A 20,448-nucleotide genomic window follows, 5' to 3' on the forward strand; every position below is an offset into this window, starting at 1 on the left:
TATGCACAGCCCAAGCTAGATGTCCCTCAGTCGTGTCACAGTCACCGCGGTGCGTAACCTGCACCCGGTGACCTTCTCCCCTTCCCCCCGCATCAATATCTTGTACGGCGCCAACGGCAGCGGAAAAACCAGCGTGCTTGAAGCCATTCACTTGTTGGGGCTGGCGCGTTCGTTTCGAAGCGTGCGGCTCAATCCGGTAATTGCCCACGAGCAACAGAGCTGTACAGTTTTTGGCCAGGTCGAGCTGGCTGAGGGCGGGCACAGCGCGCTGGGTATCTCCCGGGACCGGCAAGGGGAGTTTCAAATTCGGATCGACGGCCAGAACGCACGCAGTGCGGCGCAGCTGGCCGAGATCCTGCCGCTGCAATTGATCAACCCGGACAGCTTCCGCTTGCTGGAAGGCGCCCCCAAGATCCGCAGGCAGTTTCTCGATTGGGGTGTGTTCCATGTGGAACCGCGCTTCATGTCGACCTGGCAGCGGCTACAGAAGGCCCTGCGGCAGCGGAACTCATGGCTGCGGCATGGTACACTCGACGCCGTTTCACAAGCGGCCTGGGACCGGGAACTGTGCCTGGCCAGTGCCGAAATTGATGAATACCGCCGCGCCTACATCAAAGCCTTGAAACCAGTCTTTGAGCAGACCTTAAGCGAGTTGCTACAACTCGAAGGCTTAACGCTGAGCTATTACCGTGGTTGGGACAAAGACCGTGAGCTGAGTGCCGTACTCGCCGCGTCCGTCCACCGGGACCAGCAAATGGGTCACACCCAGGCCGGACCACAACGTGCTGATTTGCGCCTTAAGTTGGGCTCAAACAACGCAGCAGAGATCCTGTCGCGGGGGCAGCAGAAGTTAGTGGTCTGTGCATTGCGTATTGCTCAAGGGCACTTGGTTAGCCAGGCCCGACGCGGCCAATGTATTTATCTGGTGGATGATTTGCCGTCCGAGCTGGACGAGCAGCATCGCAACGCCTTGTGTCGCTTGTTGGAAGACTTACGCTGCCAGGTATTTATTACCTGTGTAGATCACGAATTATTGAGGGAAGGCTGGCAGACGGAAACGCCAGTTGCCCTGTTCCACGTGGAACAGGGCTGTATCACCCAGACCCACGACCATCGGGAGTGAAGGCATTGAGCGAAGAAAACACGTACGACTCAACGAGCATTAAAGTGCTGAAAGGCCTTGATGCCGTACGCAAACGTCCCGGTATGTACATTGGTGACACCGACGATGGCAGCGGTCTGCACCACATGGTGTTCGAAGTAGTCGACAACTCCATCGACGAAGCGCTGGCTGGCCATTGCGACGACATCACCATCACCATCCACCCGGATGAATCCATCACCGTGCGCGACAACGGCCGCGGCATTCCGGTAGATGTGCATAAAGAAGAAGGCGTTTCTGCAGCCGAGGTCATCATGACCGTGCTGCACGCTGGCGGTAAATTCGATGACAACTCCTACAAAGTATCCGGCGGCCTGCACGGTGTAGGTGTGTCTGTTGTAAACGCCCTTTCCGAATTGCTGGTACTGACTGTACGTCGTAGCGGCAAAATCTGGGAACAGACCTACGTTCACGGCGTTCCTCAAGCTCCGATGGCTATCGTTGGCGAGAGCGAGACCACCGGCACCCAGATCCATTTCAAGCCGTCTGATCAGACCTTCAAAAATATCCACTTCAGCTGGGACATCCTGGCCAAGCGGATTCGTGAACTGTCCTTCCTGAACTCCGGTGTCGGCATCGTCCTCAAGGATGAGCGCAGCGGTAAAGAAGAGCTGTTCAAGTACGAAGGCGGTCTGCGTGCATTCGTCGATTACCTGAACACCAACAAGACTCCGGTCAACCAGGTGTTCCACTTCAGTGTTCAACGTGAAGACGGCATCGGCGTAGAAATCGCCCTGCAGTGGAACGACAGCTTCAACGAGAACCTGTTGTGCTTCACCAACAACATTCCGCAGCGCGATGGCGGTACGCACCTGGTGGGCTTCCGCTCTGCCCTGACGCGTAACCTCAACACCTACATCGAAGCAGAAGGTCTGGCCAAAAAGCACAAGGTCGCCACCACCGGTGATGACGCCCGTGAAGGCCTGACCGCGATCATCTCGGTGAAAGTGCCGGATCCGAAGTTCAGCTCCCAGACCAAAGACAAGCTGGTTTCTTCTGAAGTGAAGACCGCTGTTGAACAGGAAATGGGCCGCTTCTTCTCCGACTTCCTGCTGGAAAACCCGAACGAAGCCAAGCTGATTGTCGGCAAGATGATCGACGCGGCACGTGCCCGTGAAGCAGCACGTAAAGCCCGTGAGATGACCCGTCGTAAAGGCGCGCTCGACATCGCAGGCTTGCCGGGCAAACTGGCCGACTGCCAGGAAAAAGATCCGGCGCTGTCCGAACTGTACCTCGTGGAAGGTGACTCTGCTGGCGGTTCCGCCAAGCAGGGACGTAACCGCCGTACCCAAGCGATCCTGCCGTTGAAAGGCAAGATTCTTAACGTTGAGAAAGCGCGTTTCGACAAGATGATCTCTTCGCAAGAAGTGGGCACCTTGATCACTGCACTGGGTTGCGGTATTGGCCGCGACGAGTACAACATCGAAAAACTGCGTTATCACAACATCATCATCATGACCGATGCTGACGTCGACGGTTCCCATATCCGTACCCTGCTGCTGACCTTCTTCTTCCGTCAGCTGCCGGAACTGATCGAGCGTGGCTACATCTACATCGCTCAGCCGCCGTTGTACAAAGTGAAAAAGGGCAAGCAAGAGCAATACATCAAAGACGACGAGGCCATGGAAGAGTACATGACCCAGTCGGCCCTTGAAGATGCGAGCCTGCACTTGAACGAAGATGCCCCTGGCATCTCCGGAGAAGCGCTGGAGCGTCTGGTACACGACTTCCGCATGGTAATGAAGACGCTCAAGCGTTTGTCGCGCCTGTACCCACAGGAGCTGACCGAGCACTTCATCTACCTGCCGGCCGTTACCCTCGAGCAGTTGGGCGACCACGCTGCCATGCAGGAGTGGATGGTGAAATACGAAGCCCGCCTGCGTCTGGTCGAGAAGTCGGGTCTGGTCTACAAGGCCAGCCTGCGCGAAGATCGCGAGCGTAATGTCTGGTTGCCGGAAGTCGAACTGATTTCCCACGGCCACTCGACCTTCATCACCTTCAACCGTGACTTCTTCGGCAGCAACGACTACAAAACCGTTGTGACCCTGGGCGCTCAACTCAGCACTCTGCTGGACGAAGGCGCTTACATCCAGCGTGGCGAGCGCAAAAAAGCCGTGACCGAGTTCAAGGAAGCACTGGACTGGTTGATGGCCGAAAGCACCAAGCGTCATACCATCCAGCGCTACAAAGGTCTGGGCGAAATGAACCCGGATCAGCTCTGGGAAACCACGATGGACCCAAGCGTGCGTCGCATGCTGAAAGTCACCATCGAAGACGCGGTCGGTGCCGACCAGATCTTCAACACCTTGATGGGCGACGCCGTAGAACCGCGCCGTGAATTCATCGAGAGCAACGCACTGGCAGTGTCCAACCTGGACTTCTGATGGTGTAGCGAGCAGTACAAAAAAAGCCAACGCTTAGCGTTGGCTTTTTTTATGGGAAAAAATCCTGTGGCGCCAATAACAGTCCATGCTCAGTTACACAAAATTCCAGCAAACATCCCCACTACCCGCTGCCTTACAGATTTGTGCAAGGTGCACCGGGTGCTGATCCAGTCGCTGGGTTGCAGCGACTTTTGCGGGTCATGCAGTTGGGGAAGCGCAATACCCGTCCCGGCACTTTTGAGGGGGCAGTGCAAAAACGCACAAGCCATGGGCGAAATCACGCGTTTCAAACTCGGAATTAATCAATACGATGGTACAGGACAAGAACAATAAAAAGGTGATGCATGACATCAGCCAGCAAGGTGTACGACTTTATCGTGGTGGGCGCCGGACCTGCGGGTTCAGTGCTGGCGAATCGGCTGTCTGCTGATCCCCGTCATAGCGTGCTGCTGCTCGAAGCGGGCGGCCAGGATAACTACCCGTGGATTCACATCCCCGTGGGCTACCTCTATTGCATTGGTAACCCGCGTACCGACTGGTGCTTCAAAACCGAGGCCCAGGCCGGTTTGCAAGGCCGCAGCCTGAGTTATCCACGGGGCAAGGTGCTGGGGGGCAGTTCGTCGATCAACGGCATGATTTATATGCGTGGCCAGTCGAGCGATTACGACCGCTGGGCCGAGCTGGGCAATCCGGGCTGGGCCTGGAAAGACGTACTGCCGCTGTTCAAACGCAGTGAAAAACACTTTGCCGGCAACTCGGATTTGCACAGTGCTGACGGCGAGTGGCGGGTCGAGCAACAGCGCTACTCGTGGCCGATTCTGGATGCGTTCCGTGATGCCGCCGAGCAAAGCGGCATTGCCACCGTTGACGATTTCAACGGCGGCGACAATCAGGGCTGTGGATATTTTCAGGTTAACCAGCGGGCCGGTGTGCGCTGGAATGCTTCCAAGGCATTTTTACGGCCAGTACTCAAACGGCCTAACCTGACCGTATTGACCGATGTGCAGGTCGACAAAGTCGTACTTGATCAAGGTCGCGCCACCCGGGTCAACGCCCGCAGGCAAGGTATCGAACAGGCCTTTACCGCCCGTCGCGAAATCATCCTGTGTGCAGGCTCCATTGGTTCTCCGGGTATCTTGCAGCGCTCGGGCATCGGCCCTCGCCCGCTCCTGGAAAGCCTGGGGATAACTGTGCAGCACGCACTGCCCGGCGTCGGCGGTAACCTGCAGGACCACCTGCAACTGCGTCTGATCTTCAAACTGACCAGGGCGCGCACCCTTAACCAGGTGGCCAATAGCCTGTGGGGCAAGATCGGCATGGGCCTGCGATATGCCTACGACCGCAGTGGTCCACTGGCCATGGCACCGAGTCAATTGGGGGCTTTCGTCAAATCCGCTGCGGATCAACCTTCGGCCAACCTGCAATACCATGTGCAGCCGCTGTCCCTTGAGCGTTTTGGCGAGCCGCTGCACAGCTTCCCGGCTTTCACCGCTTCGGTGTGCAACTTGCGCCCCAAAAGCCGTGGCCGGGTTGATATCCGCTCGGCCAACCCGGACGACGCGCCGCTTATCGATCCCAATTACCTGAGCCACCCCGATGATCTAAAGGTCGCGGCAGATGCCATTCGCATGACCCGCCGCATCGTGGCCAGCCCTGCCCTGCAAGTCTTTTCACCCGAGGAATACCTCCCGGGTCAGGCGTTGCAGACCGAGCAGGAGCTCTATGAGGCTGCCGCGCGCATCGGCACCACGATCTTTCACCCGGTGGGCACTTGCCGCATGGGGCAGGACGCAGACGCGGTGGTCGATGCCGAGCTGCGGGTACACGGGGTGCCAGGCTTAAGGGTGGCAGACGCGTCGATCATGCCCTTCATCGTTTCAGGCAATACCTGCTCACCAACCTTGATGATTGGCGAAAAGGCCGCGCAGCTGATTCTTGCGGCGCCTGTTCACACACGAGAAACAGAAAACACCCGCACACAAGCAGCACCGGTCGCCTGAATGCGATCGTGGTTTCGGACGCAGTCATCCGCAACCGACAGTGGACAACAACAATAATCACTGTGGCCCCATTCATGGGGCTGAGGGCATTGCACATGTCAGACTCAATTGCACAACAGGCTGTTTCTGCCAAGGGAACAACCGGCCGTGAAGAACGAAAGATCATTTTTGCGTCATCCCTCGGGACGGTTTTCGAGTGGTATGACTTTTTCTTGTATGGCGCTTTGGCGACCGTTCTCAGCAAACAGTTTTTTGCCGGGGTCAACGACACCACAGCGTTCATTTTTGCCTTGATGGCCTTCGCCGCCGGCTTTCTGGTGAGACCCTTCGGTGCATTGGTATTTGGCCGGTTGGGCGACATGATCGGGCGTAAATACACCTTCCTCATGACCATCATTCTGATGGGTTTATCGACCTTTGCCGTGGGGCTGCTACCCACTTACACCAGCATCGGCATTGCGGCACCGATCATGCTCGTGCTGTTACGCATGCTCCAGGGGCTGGCGTTGGGCGGTGAATACGGCGGCGCGGCGACCTACGTGGCGGAGCACGCAGCGCCCGGCAAACGCGGTTTCAATACCAGCTGGATTCAATCAACTGCCACCCTGGGGCTGCTGCTGTCGCTGGTGGTGGTACTGAGCTGCCGCTACCTGACCGGTGACCAGTTTGAAGTCTGGGGCTGGCGCCTGCCGTTCCTGCTGTCCATCGTGCTGCTGGGCATCTCGACCTGGATCCGCATGAGCATGCATGAGTCCCCGGCCTTCGTAAAAATGAAGGCTGAAGGTAAAACCAGTAAATCGCCGATCCGGGAATCGTTCGGCAAGTGGGAAAACCTCAAGATCGTGCTGATTGCACTGTTCGGCATCAACGCCGGCCAGGCCGTGACCTTTTACACGGCACAGTTTTACGTACTGTTCTTCCTTACCCAGATGCTCAAGATGGACCCGGCCCAGGCCAATATGCTGCTCATCATCAGTGTGGTTATCGGCGCCCCGTTCTTTATCTTTTTCGGCTGGCTGTCGGACCGCGTAGGTCGTAAACCCATTCTGATGCTCGGGCTATTGCTGGCCACGGTGCTGTATTTCCCGCTGTTCAAAGGCCTGAGCCACTATGCCAACCCGCAAATCGATACGGCCAGCCGTCAGTCGCCGATTGTAGTGATGGCTGACCCGGCAACCTGCACCTTCCAGTTCGATCCGGTGGGTAAGGCGCGTTTTGACAGCCCCTGTGACAAGGTCAAGACCTTCCTGGTCAAACAGGGCCTGCCTTACACCTCCCAGGCCGTGGCGCCGGGCACTGATGTCCAGGTGTCGGTGGGTGAGACGCAGATCAAAGGCTTTGACGAAGCGGCCATGCGCGCTGCGATCAACGAAGCGGGCTACCCCGCCAAGGCAGATCCGAGTGCGGTCAACCAGCCGATGGTGGTGCTGATGATGGTTCTGCTGACGCTCATCGCAACCATGACCTACGGCCCACTGGCTGCAGTGATGGTGGAACTGTTCCCGACCCGGATCCGCTACACCTCCATGTCCCTGCCGTATCACATTGGCAATGGCTGGTTCGGCGGCTTTTTGCCCACCGTCTCCTTTGCCCTGGTGGTCTACACCGGGGATATCTTCTACGGGCTGTGGTACCCGGTGGTGATCACCGGGGTCAGCCTGGTAGTGGGCATGCTGTGCCTGAAGGAAACCCGAAACGTGGATATCGACAAGATATAAACGGCGATTACCCTGCAGGAGCGACGCTCGATTGCTTGCGAGCCCTTGAAAAGCTCGCTCCTACACAGGACAGGTATATGTCAGGCACAAAAAAACCGGCTAATCAGCCGGTTTTTTTAGTGCCTGGAAAAACTTATGCACGTTTTTCATTGAAAAGTAATGCCGCGAAATAAGTATATAAATCATTAAGTTACGGATGTTTTATGAAGATAATCCAAAACTTGTGCACAAGTTATCCACAATTTGCCTGGTCTGTGGTTGCAGTGGGTGCCGTCACCGGTGGCAGTGAACCCATTTCGCGCTGAGTGCTCTCGTTCCAGGCTTGCACCCGGTCATTGAGCTCTGCAATTGCCCGGGGCCCAGTGCCATTGGCGTACATCGGTTCGCCAATCACCAGCTCAATGGTGCCGGGTTTTTTCGCCCAGCCTGTCTTGGGCCAGTATTTGCCGGCATTGTGGGCTATTGGCAATACCGGCAACTCGGCGTTTACGGCCAGTGCGGTACCGCCTCGGGAAAACTTGCCCACCTGACCGAATGGCACACGTGTGCCTTCCGGAAAGATCAGCACCCAAATGTTGTCCTTGAGCAGCTCGTCGCCCTTTTTGGCGATGTGCTTGAGCGCCGCCTTGGGGTTGTCGCGGTCAATGGCAATCGGGCGCAGCATCGCCATCGCCCAGCCAAAGAACGGTACATACAGCAGCTCGCGCTTGAGTACCTGACTCAACGGCTGAAAGTAGGCCGAGAGAAAAAACGTCTCCCAGGTACTTTGATGGTTGGCCAGGATCACGCAAGGCTGTTGCGGAATATTTTCAGCACCCTTCACTTCAACCTGAATGTTAAGAAACACCCGGGTCAGCCACAGAGCGCAGCGGCACCAGTACACGTTAATAAACCGGTAACGCGCACGAAACGGCAGGAACGGGGCGACAAAAAAGCTCAGTGAGCACCACAGCAGGGCGCTGGTGCCCAGCAGCAGGTAAAAGAAGAAGGTTCTGATGGCCTGCAGTATCGACATAGCGACTTTTACCGTTGCGGATAAAGCACCGCTTAACCGGCCTGCACCTAGGGTTCAGGCGGGTGTTCGGGGGTGCTTTATTTGTGGATAAGTTCTGCGGCAACTGCCGCCAGATCGTCAAATATTAGGGTATTGACCGGTAACTTCTTGGCCAAAGTCAGCAGGCCTTTTCCGGTCTTTACCAAAACTGGCTGAGAATCGACGGCTTGTGCGGCCTGCAAGTCACCCAAACTGTCGCCGACAAACCAACATTCGGCCAAATCAGCACCGTAATGCTCGGCAATGGTCTGCAACATGCCCGGTTTTGGCTTGCGGCAAGCGCAACCCTCGTCGGGGCCGTGAGGGCAGTAAACAATCAAGCCGACCTCGCCACCCTGCTCGGCCACGAGCGCCCGTAAACGCTCATGCATGGCCTCCAGGGTCGCGACGCTGTAGTAGCCGCGGGCAATGCCGGACTGGTTGGTCGCGACCGCGACGGTCCAGCCCGACTTGCTCAACTGCGCAATGGCCTCGATCGCGCCAGGGAGCGGGAGCCACTCCTCGACAGACTTGATGTAAGCGTCGGAGTCATAATTGATCACTCCGTCCCGATCGAGAATCAGCAGTTTCAACAGTAAACCCCTTAGCCCAGCAGCGAAATGTCGGCAACGCCCAGGAACAGACCGCGCAAGCGCGCCAGCAGTGCATAGCGGTTAGCCCGCACACTCGGGTCTTCAGCGTTGATCATGACCGCTTCGAAGAACGCATCCACAGGCTCGCGCAACGATGCCAGACGTGTCAGCGCTTCGTTGTACTGGCGGGCAGCTGCCATTGGCTGTACTGCTTCGTCGGCTTTCTGGATGGCCGAGAACAGCGAGAACTCACTGGCATTATCGAAATAACGCGCCTCGACATGGGTCGAAACCGTGCCTTCAACTTTGCTCAGCAGGTTCGATACGCGCTTGTTCACCGCGGCCAGGGCGGCGGCTTCCGGCAATTGACGGAAGGCCTGTACTGCTTGCACACGCTGATCGAAGTCCAGTGCCGAGGTCGGGTTCAACGCACGTACCGAAAGGTAAGTGGCGACGTCCACGCCTTCATCTTCGTAACGCGCACGCAGGCGGTCGAAGATGAACTCCAGCACCTGGTCAGCCAGGCCGGCCGACTTGATCTTGGCGCCGAATGCGCTGACAGCGAAGTTCACCGCTTCGGTCAGGTCGAGGTCGAGTTTCTTGTCGATCAGTATCCGCAAAATACCCAGCGCTGCACGACGCAGTGCATAGGGGTCTTTGCTACCGGTAGGCAGCATGCCGATGCCGAAAATACCGACCAGGGTGTCGAGCTTGTCAGCAATGGCCACTGCCGCGCCGGTCAGGGTACCCGGCAACTCGGCGCCAGCACCGCGTGGCATGTACTGTTCGTTCAATGCCAGTGCAACATCCTGCGGCTCGCCATCGTTGAGGGCGTAGTAGTAACCGGCAATGCCTTGCATCTCCGGGAACTCGCCGACCATTTCAGTGGCCAGGTCGCACTTGGACAGCAGGCCGGCACGGGCTGCGCGCTGTGCGTCGCCACCAATGCGCGGAGCAATCAACGCTGCCAGCTTGGAAACCCGCACCGCCTTGTCGTAAACGCTGCCCAGCTGCGCCTGGAACACTACGTTTTGCAGGCGCAGGTTGAAGCTTTCCAGAGTCTGCTTCTTGTCTTGCTTGAAGAAAAACTCGGCGTCGGTCAGGCGCGGGCGAACCACTTTCTCGTTACCCGAGACGATCTGCTGCGGGTCTTTGCTCTCGATGTTGGCCACAGTAATGAAACGCGGCAGCAACTTGCCATCAACGTCCAGCAGGCAGAAATACTTCTGGTTGTCCTGCATGGTGGTGATCAGGGCTTCTTGCGGCACATCGAGGAAGCGCTCTTCGAAAGAGCACACCAGCGGTACCGGCCATTCAACCAGCGCGGTCACTTCGTCCAGCAGGGCTGGCGGCACGATTGCGGTACCTTCCTGCATGGTTGCCAGTTCGGCCACACGCTTGGAAATCAACTCGCGACGCTCGTTGAAATCCGCCAGCACGTGGGCTTGGCGCAAGTCTTCGAGGTAGTTGGCCGGAGCGCTGATGCGCACACTTTCCGGGTGGTGGAAGCGGTGACCACGGGAGTCGCGACCGGATTTCTGAGCCAGGATCGTGCAGTCGATGACTTCATCGCCCAGCAACATCACCAGCCATTGGGTCGGACGCACGAACTCGACCTTGCGGGCACCCCAGCGCATGCGCTTGGGGATAGGCAGATCGTTCAGCGAGTCTTCAACGATGGTCGGCAGCAGGCTGGCGGTCGGCTTGCCGACGATGACCTGGCTGAAACGCAGTTTTGGACCGCTCTGATCGATTTCGCTCAGTTCAACGCCACACTTCTTGGCAAACCCGAGGGCCGCCTGGGTCGGGTTACCTTCAGCATCGAAGGCGGCCTGGCGTGGCGGGCCGTCGATGTTGATGCTGCGATCCGGTTGCTGGGTTTCGAGCTGAGTCAGCAGCACGGCCAGACGACGGGGCGCGGCGTAAACTTTTTTCGCGCTGAATTTCAAACCTGCGCTTTGCAGGCCTTTTTCAATCCCGGCCAGGAAAGCTTCGGCCAGGGTATTCAGGGCTTTTGGCGGCAGTTCTTCAGTGCCCAGTTCAACCAGAAAATCTTGAGCACTCATTGTGCAGCCTCCAACTTAGCCAACACTTCATCACGCAAATCAGGTGGAGCCATCGGGAAGCCGAGCTTGGCGCGGGCTTCGAGATACGCCTGGGCCACCGAGCGCGCCAGGGTCCGCACACGCAAGATGTACTGCTGGCGTGCAGTGACCGAAATGGCCCGGCGCGCATCCAGCAGGTTGAACGTGTGGGATGCCTTGAGCACCATCTCGTAGCTTGGCAGCGGCAGCGGTTGATCGAGCTCGATCAGACGCTTGGCTTCGCTTTCATAGAAATCGAACAGTTCGAACAGTTTATCGACGTTGGCGTGTTCGAAGTTGTAAGTCGATTGCTCGACTTCGTTCTGGTGGAACACGTCGCCGTAGGTCACTTTACCGAACGGGCCGTCAGTCCATACCAGGTCGTAGACTGAATCCACACCCTGCAGGTACATCGCCAGACGCTCGAGGCCGTAGGTGATTTCGCCGGTTACCGGGTAGCACTCGATGCCGCCTACTTGCTGGAAGTAAGTGAACTGCGTGACTTCCATGCCGTTGAGCCAGATTTCCCAGCCCAGACCCCAGGCGCCCAGTGTCGGCGATTCCCAGTTGTCTTCCACGAAACGAATGTCGTGCACCAGCGGATCCAGGCCGATGTGCTTCAGCGAGCCCAGGTACAGCTCCTGAAAATTAGGCGGATTGGGCTTGAGTACTACCTGAAACTGGTAGTAATGCTGCAGACGGTTCGGGTTTTCGCCGTAGCGGCCGTCAGTCGGACGACGACTGGGCTGCACATAAGCGGCGTTCCAGGTTTCCGGGCCCAGAGAGCGCAGAAACGTGGCGGTATGGAATGTGCCGGCGCCCACTTCCATATCGTAGGGCTGAAGCACCACACAACCTTGCTCGGCCCAGTATTGCTGGAGGGCGAGGATCAAGTCTTGGAAGGTACGCACTGCTGGCGTAGGCTGGCTCACAAATTCACCTGTTTCTTGGGCTGCGATTTAAAGAGCGGGAGTATACCCGATTCGGTCGCGCCTCCACCCCTTGGAGCCTATATGCCACGTTGTTTCTGGTGTCCAGAAGACCCGCTGTATGCGGCGTACCACGATCAAGAGTGGGGCGTGCCGTTGCGCGACGCGCATGGGCTCTTCGAGTTGTTATTGCTCGAAGGGTTCCAGGCCGGTTTGTCCTGGATCACTGTTCTGCGCAAACGCGAGCACTATCGCAAGGTCATGTTCGGCTTTGATGTGCAGCGTCTGGCAGCCATGACCGATGCTGAAATCGAGGCCTTGATGCTCGATCCCGGGATTATCCGTAACCGCCTGAAAATTACCGGGGCAAGGCGTAACGCCCGGGCCTGGCTGGCGCTGGATAACCCGGTCGAGTTTCTATGGTCCTTTGTGGGCGGCAAACCGAAGATCAACCACTTCACTGAACGCCATGAGTTTCCGGCCGTCACCGCCGAGGCTGAAGCCATGAGCAAAGGGTTGAAAAAAGCCGGATTCACGTTCGTCGGACCGACCATTTGTTATGCCTTCATGCAGGCCAGTGGCATGGTCATGGATCACGCCACCACCTGTGACCGCTACGCTCAGCTGGCGAACGGCGGTTAGAATGCTGCCCAATACAGACCTGCAGGAGCGAGCTTGCTCGCCCCTGCAGAAAACGTTTTTTTAAAGAGAAAACCCTGTGGAAAAGTTTAAAGGCGCCCTGCTGGTCGGGGCTCTGCGGTTATTCGCCATGCTCCCGTGGAGTGCGGTTCAACGGGTCGGCTCCGGTATCGGCTGGCTGATGTGGAAACTGCCCAATCGCTCGCGCGAGGTGGTGCGCATCAACCTGGCCAAATGCTTCCCCGAGATGGACCCGGTGGCCCGTGAACAACTGGTGGGACAAAGCCTCAAGGATATCGGCAAGAGCCTGACCGAGAGCGCTTGCGCCTGGATCTGGCCCGCCCAGCGTTCGATTGACCTGGTGCGTGAAGTCGAAGGCCTGGACGTGCTCAAGCAGGCCCTTGCCTCAGGTAAAGGTGTCGTCGGCATCACCAGCCACCTGGGCAACTGGGAAGTGCTCAACCACTTCTATTGCAGCCAGTGCAAGCCGATCATTTTCTACCGTCCGCCCAAGCTCAAGGCGGTAGACGAACTGTTGCGCAAGCAGCGCGTGCAGCTGGGCAACCGCGTGGCCGCGTCGACCAAAGAAGGCATTTTGAGTGTCATCAAGGAAGTGCGCAAAGGGGGGCAGGTAGGCATTCCGGCAGACCCGGAACCCGCTGAGTCGGCCGGTATTTTCGTGCCATTCCTCGGCACCATGGCCCTGACCAGCAAGTTCGTGCCGAACATGCTGGCGGGTGGCAAAGCGGTGGGGGTATTCCTGCACGCATTGCGCCTGCCGGACGGTTCGGGTTTCAAGGTGATTCTCGAGGCGGCCCCTGAAGCCATGTACAGCACCGACACTGAAACTTCGTGTGCAGCCATGAGCCAGGTGGTGGAGAAGTATGTACGGGCTTACCCGAGCCAGTACATGTGGAGCATGAAGCGCTTCAAAAAGCGTCCGCCTGGCGAGGCGCGCTGGTACTAGGGCGTTAGACCGCTGTATCTGTAGGAGCGAGCTGTGCGAAGGGCTCGCGAGCAAGCTCGCTCCTACGCAGGTCAGTGGTGTTAAAGCTGTTTATCCAGTTTCTTCAAAAACACGGTCATTTCTTTCTCGGCCTGTTTGTCGCCATGGGCACGGGCTGCCTCAAGCCCCTGCTCCCACGCCGTGCGGGCCGCCCCGCGATCCCCTGCCGCCAGATGCGCCTTGCCCAGCAATTTCCAGGCCGCGGAATATTTGGGATCAAACTCCACACAGCGCTGTAAATGCTCCGCCGCCTTGAGGTTTTCCCCAAGGTCGAGATAACCCTTGCCCAGGCCGAAGCGCAGCAGTGAGTTATCCACACCCTTGGCCAGCATTTTTTCCAGTGATTCGAGCATCCGTGACTCCTTAGAAAAAACTCAGGCCCACGTGGAACAGCTTCTCCACGTCGCGAATATGCTTTTTATCCACAAGGAACAAAATCACGTGGTCGCCGGCATTGATGACAGTGGAGTCGTGGGCAATCAGCACTTCTTCGTCGCGAATGATTGCGCCGATCGTGGTGCCCGGCGGCAAGTGGATTTCGCCGATCCGGCGGCCAATCACTTTGCTCGACTTCGAATCACCGTGGGCGATCGCTTCGATGGCCTCCGCTGCGCCCCGGCGCAACGAGTGCACGCTGACAATGTCGCCACGCCGCACGTGGGCCAGCAAGGTGCCGATGGTCGCCAGTTGCGGGCTGATGGCGATGTCGATTTCACCGCCCTGGATCAGGTCCACGTAGGCCGGGTTGTTGATGATGGTCATCACCTTCTTCGCGCCCAGGCGTTTGGCCAGCAGCGAGGACATGATGTTAGCCTCGTCGTCGTTGGTCAGGGCCAAAAACAGGTCGGCATCGGCGATGTTCTCTTCGAGCATCAAGTCGCGATCCGAAGCGCTGCCCTGCAGGACTACGGTGTTGTCCAGGGTATCTGACAGATACCGGCAACGCGCCGGGTTCATCTCGATGATCTTGACCTGATAACGGTTTTCAATGGCTTCGGCCAGGCGTTCGCCGATCTGCCCGCCACCGGCAATCACAATGCGTTTGTAGCTTTCATCGAGGCGGCGCATTTCGCTCATCACTGCGCGAATGTTGGCCTTGGCGGCGATGAAAAACACTTCATCATCTGCCTCGATAACCGTGTCGCCCCGGGGCGTAATGGGACGGTCACGTCGGAAAATTGCCGCTACCCGCGTATCCACATTCGGCATGTGTTCGCGTAACTGGCGTAACTGCTGGCCGATCAGAGGGCCGCCGTAGTACGCCTTGACCGCCACCAGCTGGGCTTTGCCTTCGGCAAAGTCGATAACCTGCAAAGCGCCGGGGTGTTCGATCAGGCGCTTGATGTAGTTGGTCACCACTTGCTCGGGACTGATCAACACGTCCACCGGGATCGCGTCGTTATCGAACAGTTCGCCGCCCCGTGTCAGATAGGCGGCTTCACGTACCCGGGCGATTTTGGTCGGGGTGTGAAACAGGGTGTAGGCCACCTGGCACGCCACCATGTTGGTTTCGTCACTGTTGGTCACTGCCACCAGCATGTCGGCATCATCGGCCCCGGCCTGACGCAGCACATTGGGCAGCGAGGCGCGGCCCTGAATAGTACGAATGTCGAGCCGGTCGCCCAGATCCCGCAGGCGATCGCCATCGGTATCGACCACGGTAATGTCGTTGGCTTCGCTGGCCAGATGCTCGGCCAGCGAGCCGCCGACCTGACCTGCGCCGAGGATGATGATTTTCATGCCGTCAGTCCTTTGTCGATTAGCCGCGGGCGGCTGCGATCTTGATCAGTTTGGCGTAATAGAAGCCATCGTGCCCGCCCTCCTGGGCCAGCAACTGGCGGCCATGGGGCTGCTTGATGCCGAACTGACCGGCGATATCCAGCTCCCGCGCACCCGGCGTACGGGCCAGGAACGCCTCGATCACCTCGGTGTTTTCGGTCGGCAACGTCGAGCAGGTGGCGTAGAGCAGGATGCCGCCGACTTCCAGGGTTGGCCACATCGCGTCCAGCAATTCACCTTGCAGGGTGGCGAGTGCGGCAATGTCGTCCGGTTGGCGGGTCAGCTTGATGTCCGGGTGACGACGAATCACCCCGGTCGCCGAGCACGGCGCATCGAGCAGAATGCGCTGGAAAGGCTTGCCGTCCCACCAGGTGGCGGTGTCACGGCCATCGGCAGCAATCAGTTCGGCGCTCAGGCCCAGACGCTCAAGGTTTTCCCGCACCCGTACCAGGCGCTTGGCTTCCAGATCCACCGCCACTACGCCGGCCAGTTCTGGCTCGACCTCAAGAATGTGGCAGGTCTTGCCGCCCGGGGCGCAGCAGGCATCAAGTACCCGTTGGCCCGGCGCCAGGTCCAGCAGGTCGGCGGCCAGTTGTGCGGCTTCGTCCTGCACGCTGATCCAGCCTTCGGCAAAGCCCGGCAGGTTGCGTACATCGCAGGGTTCAGCCAGCACAATGCCGTCCTGGCTGAACACGCAGGGCTGAGCTTCGATACCGCTCTCGACCAGCAGTTGCAGGTAGGCATCACGGGTTTTATGGCGCCGGTTGACCCGCAGAATCATTGGCGGATGCGCGTTGTTGGCGGCGCAAATGGCTTCCCATTGTTGCGGCCAGAAAGCTTTCAGGGATTTTTGCAGCCAGCGCGGGTGTGCGGTACGCACCACCGGGTCGTGCTCCAGCTCGGTCAGCAGGGCTTCGCTCTCGCGTTGTGCATTACGCAGCACGGCGTTGAGCAGGGCTTTGGCCCAGGGTTTTTTCAGCTTGTCAGCACAGCCCACGGTTTCGCCAATGGCGGCGTGGGCCGGAATGCGGGTGTACAGCAGTTGATACAGACCCACCAGCAGCAGCGCCTCGACATCGGCGTCGGCCGCCTTGAACGGCTTTTGCAGCAGCTTGTTGGCCAGCGCCGACAAGCGTGGCTGCCAGCGGGCAGTACCGAATGCCAGATCCTGGGTCAGGCCGCGATCACGGGCCTCAACCTTGTCCAGTTGCAGCGGCAACGAGCTGTTGAGTGATGCTTTGCCGTTCAGTACTGCAGTCAGTGCCTTGGCGGCGGCCAGACGAGGATTCATTGCGCGCTTTCCGTTTGACCGAGGGTAATGCCGACGGCGAATTTCTCACGGCGACTGTTGAAAAAATCGCTGAAGTTCAGCGCTTTACCGCCGGGCAATTGCAGACGTGTCAGGCACAACGCGCCTTCACCGCAGCCGACGATCAGGCCGTCTTTGCTCGCTGCGAGGATTTGTCCCGGTGCGCCCCGGGCGTCGGCGACAGTGGCGGCCAGTACTTTCAGAGCTTCGCCATTGAGTGTGCTGTGGCAAATCGGCCACGGATTGAAAGCCCGAACCAGACGCTCCAGCTCCACTGCCGGGCGGCTCCAGTCGATGCGCGCCTCGTCTTTATTCAGCTTGTGGGCGTAGGTGGCCAGACTGTCGTCCTGCACTTCGCCTTGCAGCGTGCCTGCTGCCAGGCCTGCGATTGCTTCAATCACCGCAGGTGGGCCCAGTTCGGCCAGACGGTCGTGCAGGCTGCCACCTGTGTCTGCACCGGTGATCGGGGTGACGGTCTTGAGCAGCATCGGGCCGGTGTCCAGACCCGCCTCCATGCGCATCACGGTCACGCCGCTTTCGCTATCGCCGGCCTCGATGGCCCGCTGAATCGGCGCCGCCCCGCGCCAGCGTGGCAGCAAGGAGGCATGGCTGTTGATACAGCCCAGGCGCGGAATATCCAGCACCACTTGCGGCAGGATCAGACCGTAGGCCACCACCACCAGCAAGTCGGGCTTGAGGGCTGCCAGCTCGGCTTGAGCCTCGGGAGCCCGCAGCGTGGGCGGCTGCATGACAGCGATGTGGTGTTCCAGCGCCAGTTGCTTGACCGGGCTCGGCATCAGCTTTTGCCCGCGCCCGGCCGGGCGATCCGGCTGGGTGTAGACCGCGACGATCTCGTAAGGGCTGTCGAGCAGCGCCTTGAGGTGTTCCGCGGCGAATTCCGGGGTGCCGGCAAATACGATGCGCAGTGGCTCAGTCATGAATTACTCACTTGGAATGGGGGGGCGGGAGTAATCCCGATAGATGCCTGTAGTCGCTGTCGAGGTACGAGGCTGCGATCAGGTTCGACGCAGCTCTCGTCAATCACTCAACTTCGGTATGCCAGGCACTTGGGAATAGCTGGCTTTACGGGCTCTGCCCGATCGCAGCCTTAGTGCCTGGGCAGCGACTACAGAATTGAGATAAGGACTATCAAGCGTTCTGGCGGTGCAGTTTTTCCAGCTTCTTCTTGATCCGGTCACGCTTGAGCGTAGACAGATAATCGACGAACAGCTTGCCATTGAGGTGGTCGCATTCGTGCTGGATGCACACGGCCAGCAGGCCTTCGGCGATCATTTCGAAAGGTTTGCCGTCACGGTCCAGCGCCTTGATTTTTACCCGCTGCGGGCGGTCAACGTTTTCGTAGTAACCCGGTACCGAGAGGCAGCCTTCCTGATACTGGCCCATCTCGTCGGTGAGCATTTCAAGATCGGGGTTGATCAGCACCAGCGGTTCGCTGCGGTCTTCGCTCAGGTCCATGACGACAATGCGTTTATGCACGTTGACCTGAGTCGCGGCCAGGCCAATGCCCGGCGCCTCGTACATGGTTTCAAACATGTCATCGATCAACTGACGGACTTCGTCGTCCACAACCGCCACGGGTTTGGCGATGGTGCGCAGACGCGAGTCTGGGAATTCGAGGATGTTTAAAATAGCCATAAGTTTGATTGATGCACTGTGTGAAAGATTCAAAAACGGTTGTCAGGTGGTCCTGAGGACATCGGGCAACCTGTGCAAAACGTCTCCTTCAGAGATAGCCCGCTCGGGCTCTGGCGTTTCACGCGAACGCACATAATAAAGGGATTCAGCAACGGATGAAACGACTAGCTGCCGGGCTGCCCGCGACTGGCCCGGGCCAGGGTGTGTCGCAGTTTGAAACCTATGGCCACCGGCTCTGCCAGTCACTTCACTAAAATTGGGTTTCCACGTGCTGTTTCAAGGGCAGACCGGCCGTTCAGGAGGGTCTTTCCGGGCGTTTTCCAAACAACTTGTCAACAGACTTATCCACAGGTTGTGCTGTCTTTGAAGGCGCTGAAACCGATCAAGGATGATCCCATGCCGCTGCCTGAAATTTCCCCTGCCGAACTCGAAGCCCGCCTGCGTTTACATCGTTTGCCCGAGGTCGGGCCCCGGCGTTTTTACACCCTGCTCAGTGCATTCGGTTCGGCCAGCTCGGCGCTGAGTGCGCCCGCCAGTGCCTGGTCCGCCCTGGGGTTGCCGGCGGGCTGTGCCCAGGCCAGGCGCAGCCCGCAAGTTCGTGACGGTGCCAGCGCTGCATTGCGCTGGCTTGAGAGCTCCAGCCAGCATGTGCTGCTGCACGACCGGGCAAATTATCCGGCCTTGTTGGGGGAACTCAGCGATGCGCCACCGTTGCTGTTCGTGGCGGGAGATCCGGGCATTCTGGAAAAACCGCAATTGGCGATGGTCGGTAGCCGACGTGCATCAAGGCCGGGTCTGGACACTGCTGCGGCCTTTTCCCGCTGTCTGGCCGGGGCTGGATTTGTGATTACCAGCGGGCTGGCGGCGGGTATCGATGCTGCTGCACATGAAGCGGCGCTGGGCATTGGCGGGCAGACTGTGGGGGTGTTGGGCACCGGCCTGGAAAAACTTTATCCACAGCGCCATCGCGCCCTGGCCGATGCGATGATTGCCAGTGGCAGCGCGGTGGTTTCGGAGTTCCCTCTGGACGCCGGGCCACTGCCGGCCAACTTCCCGCGCCGTAACCGCATTATCAGCGGCTTGTCGCTGGGGGTACTGGTGGTCGAGGCCAGTGTCGCCAGCGGTTCGCTGATCACTGCCCGGCTGGCCGCCGAACAGGGGCGTGAGGTCTACGCGATGCCGGGTTCTATCCACCATCCGGGCGCGCGGGGCTGTCATCAACTGATTCGCGATGGCGCCACCCTGGTGGAAACCGTCGAGCACATTCTGGAGCAGCTGCGTGGCTGGCGCTCGATGCCGATTACCACTACGGATCAGCTCGCGTCAGTCTGTCATCCGTTAGTGCAATTGTTGCAGGCAGCGCCTCACACCAGCGAAGCCCTGGTCAGCGCCAGCGGTTGGGACTTGCCCCGATTGCTCGCCGCGTTGACCGAACTGGAGCTGGAGGGGCATGTGGTGCTGGAGGGGGGGCGTTGGTTTGCTCGCCCCAGCTAAGTACACTGCGCACAGCACATATCCGGAGACATTCAATGATCAGCACCTGGCGCGTCCAACAAGCGGCAAGAGCCATTCGCGCAGGCGCGGTGATCGCCTATCCAACCGAAGCTGTTTGGGGTTTGGGATGCGACCCGTGGGACGAAGAAGCAGTTGAGCGTTTGCTGGCTATCAAGTCGCGACCTGTGGATAAGGGCCTGATTCTGGTGGCCGACAACATTCATCAGTTCGACTTTCTGTTTGAGGATTTCCCGCAGAAATGGCTCGACCGCATGGCCAGTACCTGGCCGGGGCCCAATACCTGGCTGGTGCCGCATCAGGGCTTGTTGCCGCAATGGATCACCGGTGTGCACGACACCGTGGCCTTGCGAGTGAGCGATCACCCCCAGGTGCGCGAATTGTGTTCGCTGGTGGGGCCGATCGTTTCGACTTCAGCCAACCCTGCGGGATTGCCTGCTGCGCGCACGCGGTTGAAGGTTGAGCAGTACTTTCGCGGGCAGGTCGACCATGTATTGGGCGGTAATCTGGGCGGACGGAAAAATCCGAGCCTGATCCGTGATTTGGCTACCGGCAAGGTCGTACGCCCGTCTTAACAAACCTGTAGCAGCGCCCCAGACTCTGTAGGAGCGAGCTTTTCCTCGAAATCGCTAAAAGCTCGCGAG

The 20,448-nt window shown here is 58.8% G+C and carries 17 protein-coding genes; 8 read left to right on the forward strand and 9 right to left on the reverse strand.

Features of this window, described 5'->3' with window-relative positions:
- Positions 1-19: 19 nt before the first annotated feature.
- The 4 genes from recF (at position 20) to JQ845_RS17155 (ending at position 7,264) form a co-directional block, all read left to right on the forward strand.
- Positions 20-1,123: a DNA replication/repair protein RecF gene (gene recF, locus JQ845_RS17140; RefSeq protein ID WP_003437976.1), complete on the forward strand. Its 1,104-nt coding sequence runs from the start codon at positions 20-22 to the stop codon at positions 1,121-1,123.
- Positions 1,124-1,128: 5 nt separating this feature from the next.
- Positions 1,129-3,546, forward strand: a complete 2,418-nt coding sequence (gene gyrB, locus JQ845_RS17145) for a DNA topoisomerase (ATP-hydrolyzing) subunit B (protein WP_003437974.1) — start codon at positions 1,129-1,131, stop codon at positions 3,544-3,546.
- A 344-nt stretch (positions 3,547-3,890) separates the two neighbouring features.
- On the forward strand, positions 3,891-5,546 hold the full coding sequence (locus JQ845_RS17150; protein ID WP_010656724.1) for a GMC family oxidoreductase: 1,656 nt from the start codon (positions 3,891-3,893) through the stop codon (positions 5,544-5,546).
- A 95-nt stretch (positions 5,547-5,641) separates the two neighbouring features.
- Complete coding sequence (locus JQ845_RS17155) at positions 5,642-7,264, forward strand: MFS transporter (protein WP_003437971.1); 1,623 nt, start codon at positions 5,642-5,644, stop codon at positions 7,262-7,264.
- Positions 7,265-7,496: 232 nt separating this feature from the next.
- Here JQ845_RS17155 and JQ845_RS17160 read toward each other — a convergent pair whose 3' ends face one another.
- The 4 genes from JQ845_RS17160 to glyQ form a co-directional block, all read right to left on the reverse strand.
- On the reverse strand, positions 7,497-8,279 hold the full coding sequence (locus JQ845_RS17160) for a lysophospholipid acyltransferase family protein (RefSeq protein ID WP_003437968.1): 783 nt from the start codon (positions 8,277-8,279) through the stop codon (positions 7,497-7,499).
- 77 nt (positions 8,280-8,356) lie between these two features.
- A complete protein-coding gene (gmhB, locus tag JQ845_RS17165) occupies positions 8,357-8,893 on the reverse strand; it encodes a D-glycero-beta-D-manno-heptose 1,7-bisphosphate 7-phosphatase (RefSeq protein ID WP_029612713.1) in 537 nt (178 codons plus the stop codon).
- Positions 8,894-8,901: 8 nt separating this feature from the next.
- Entirely contained in the window at positions 8,902-10,956 is a 2,055-nt protein-coding gene (gene glyS, locus JQ845_RS17170) for a glycine--tRNA ligase subunit beta (protein ID WP_003437966.1), read from the reverse strand.
- Positions 10,953-11,906 carry a glycine--tRNA ligase subunit alpha gene (glyQ, locus tag JQ845_RS17175; protein WP_003437964.1) on the reverse strand — a complete coding sequence of 318 codons (954 nt, stop codon included), beginning with the start codon at positions 11,904-11,906 and terminating at the stop codon, positions 10,953-10,955. Before glyQ ends, glyS begins: the two co-directional genes overlap by 4 nt.
- 81 nt (positions 11,907-11,987) lie before the next feature.
- Here glyQ and JQ845_RS17180 point away from each other — a divergent pair, with 81 nt between their 5' ends.
- Entirely contained in the window at positions 11,988-12,545 is a 558-nt protein-coding gene (locus JQ845_RS17180) for a DNA-3-methyladenine glycosylase I (protein WP_127196615.1), read from the forward strand.
- Between the two features lie 76 nt (positions 12,546-12,621).
- Complete coding sequence (locus JQ845_RS17185) at positions 12,622-13,509, forward strand: lysophospholipid acyltransferase (protein ID WP_003437960.1); 888 nt, start codon at positions 12,622-12,624, stop codon at positions 13,507-13,509.
- A gap of 80 nt (positions 13,510-13,589) precedes the next feature.
- Here JQ845_RS17185 and JQ845_RS17190 read toward each other — a convergent pair whose 3' ends face one another.
- The 5 genes from JQ845_RS17190 to def all read right to left on the reverse strand — a co-directional run bounded on the left by JQ845_RS17190 (position 13,590) and on the right by def (position 18,292).
- Entirely contained in the window at positions 13,590-13,901 is a 312-nt protein-coding gene (locus tag JQ845_RS17190; protein ID WP_003437958.1) for a hypothetical protein, read from the reverse strand.
- A 10-nt stretch (positions 13,902-13,911) separates the two neighbouring features.
- Positions 13,912-15,288: a Trk system potassium transporter TrkA gene (gene trkA / locus JQ845_RS17195; protein WP_003437955.1), complete on the reverse strand. Its 1,377-nt coding sequence runs from the start codon at positions 15,286-15,288 to the stop codon at positions 13,912-13,914.
- Between the two features lie 19 nt (positions 15,289-15,307).
- Positions 15,308-16,618, reverse strand: coding sequence for a 16S rRNA (cytosine(967)-C(5))-methyltransferase RsmB (gene rsmB, locus JQ845_RS17200; RefSeq protein WP_003437953.1), 1,311 nt, complete (start codon positions 16,616-16,618; stop codon positions 15,308-15,310).
- The gene (fmt, locus tag JQ845_RS17205) at positions 16,615-17,574 is read right to left on the reverse strand and encodes a methionyl-tRNA formyltransferase (protein WP_003437951.1); all 960 of its coding nucleotides are present in this window, start codon (positions 17,572-17,574) and stop codon (positions 16,615-16,617) included. Before fmt ends, rsmB begins: the two co-directional genes overlap by 4 nt.
- A gap of 211 nt (positions 17,575-17,785) precedes the next feature.
- Complete coding sequence (def, locus tag JQ845_RS17210) at positions 17,786-18,292, reverse strand: peptide deformylase (RefSeq protein WP_203009294.1); 507 nt, start codon at positions 18,290-18,292, stop codon at positions 17,786-17,788.
- A 396-nt stretch (positions 18,293-18,688) separates the two neighbouring features.
- Here def and dprA point away from each other — a divergent pair, with 396 nt between their 5' ends.
- Both dprA and JQ845_RS17220 read left to right on the forward strand, forming a co-directional pair.
- On the forward strand, positions 18,689-19,786 hold the full coding sequence (gene dprA / locus JQ845_RS17215; RefSeq protein WP_037001082.1) for a DNA-processing protein DprA: 1,098 nt from the start codon (positions 18,689-18,691) through the stop codon (positions 19,784-19,786).
- A 35-nt stretch (positions 19,787-19,821) separates the two neighbouring features.
- A complete protein-coding gene (locus JQ845_RS17220) occupies positions 19,822-20,379 on the forward strand; it encodes an L-threonylcarbamoyladenylate synthase type 1 TsaC (protein WP_010656728.1) in 558 nt (185 codons plus the stop codon).
- The last annotated feature ends 69 nt before the right edge of the window (positions 20,380-20,448 follow it).

The organism is Pseudomonas paraversuta (assembly GCF_904063065.1).
In the GTDB taxonomy this organism is placed as follows: Bacteria; Pseudomonadota; Gammaproteobacteria; order Pseudomonadales; family Pseudomonadaceae; genus Aquipseudomonas; species Aquipseudomonas paraversuta.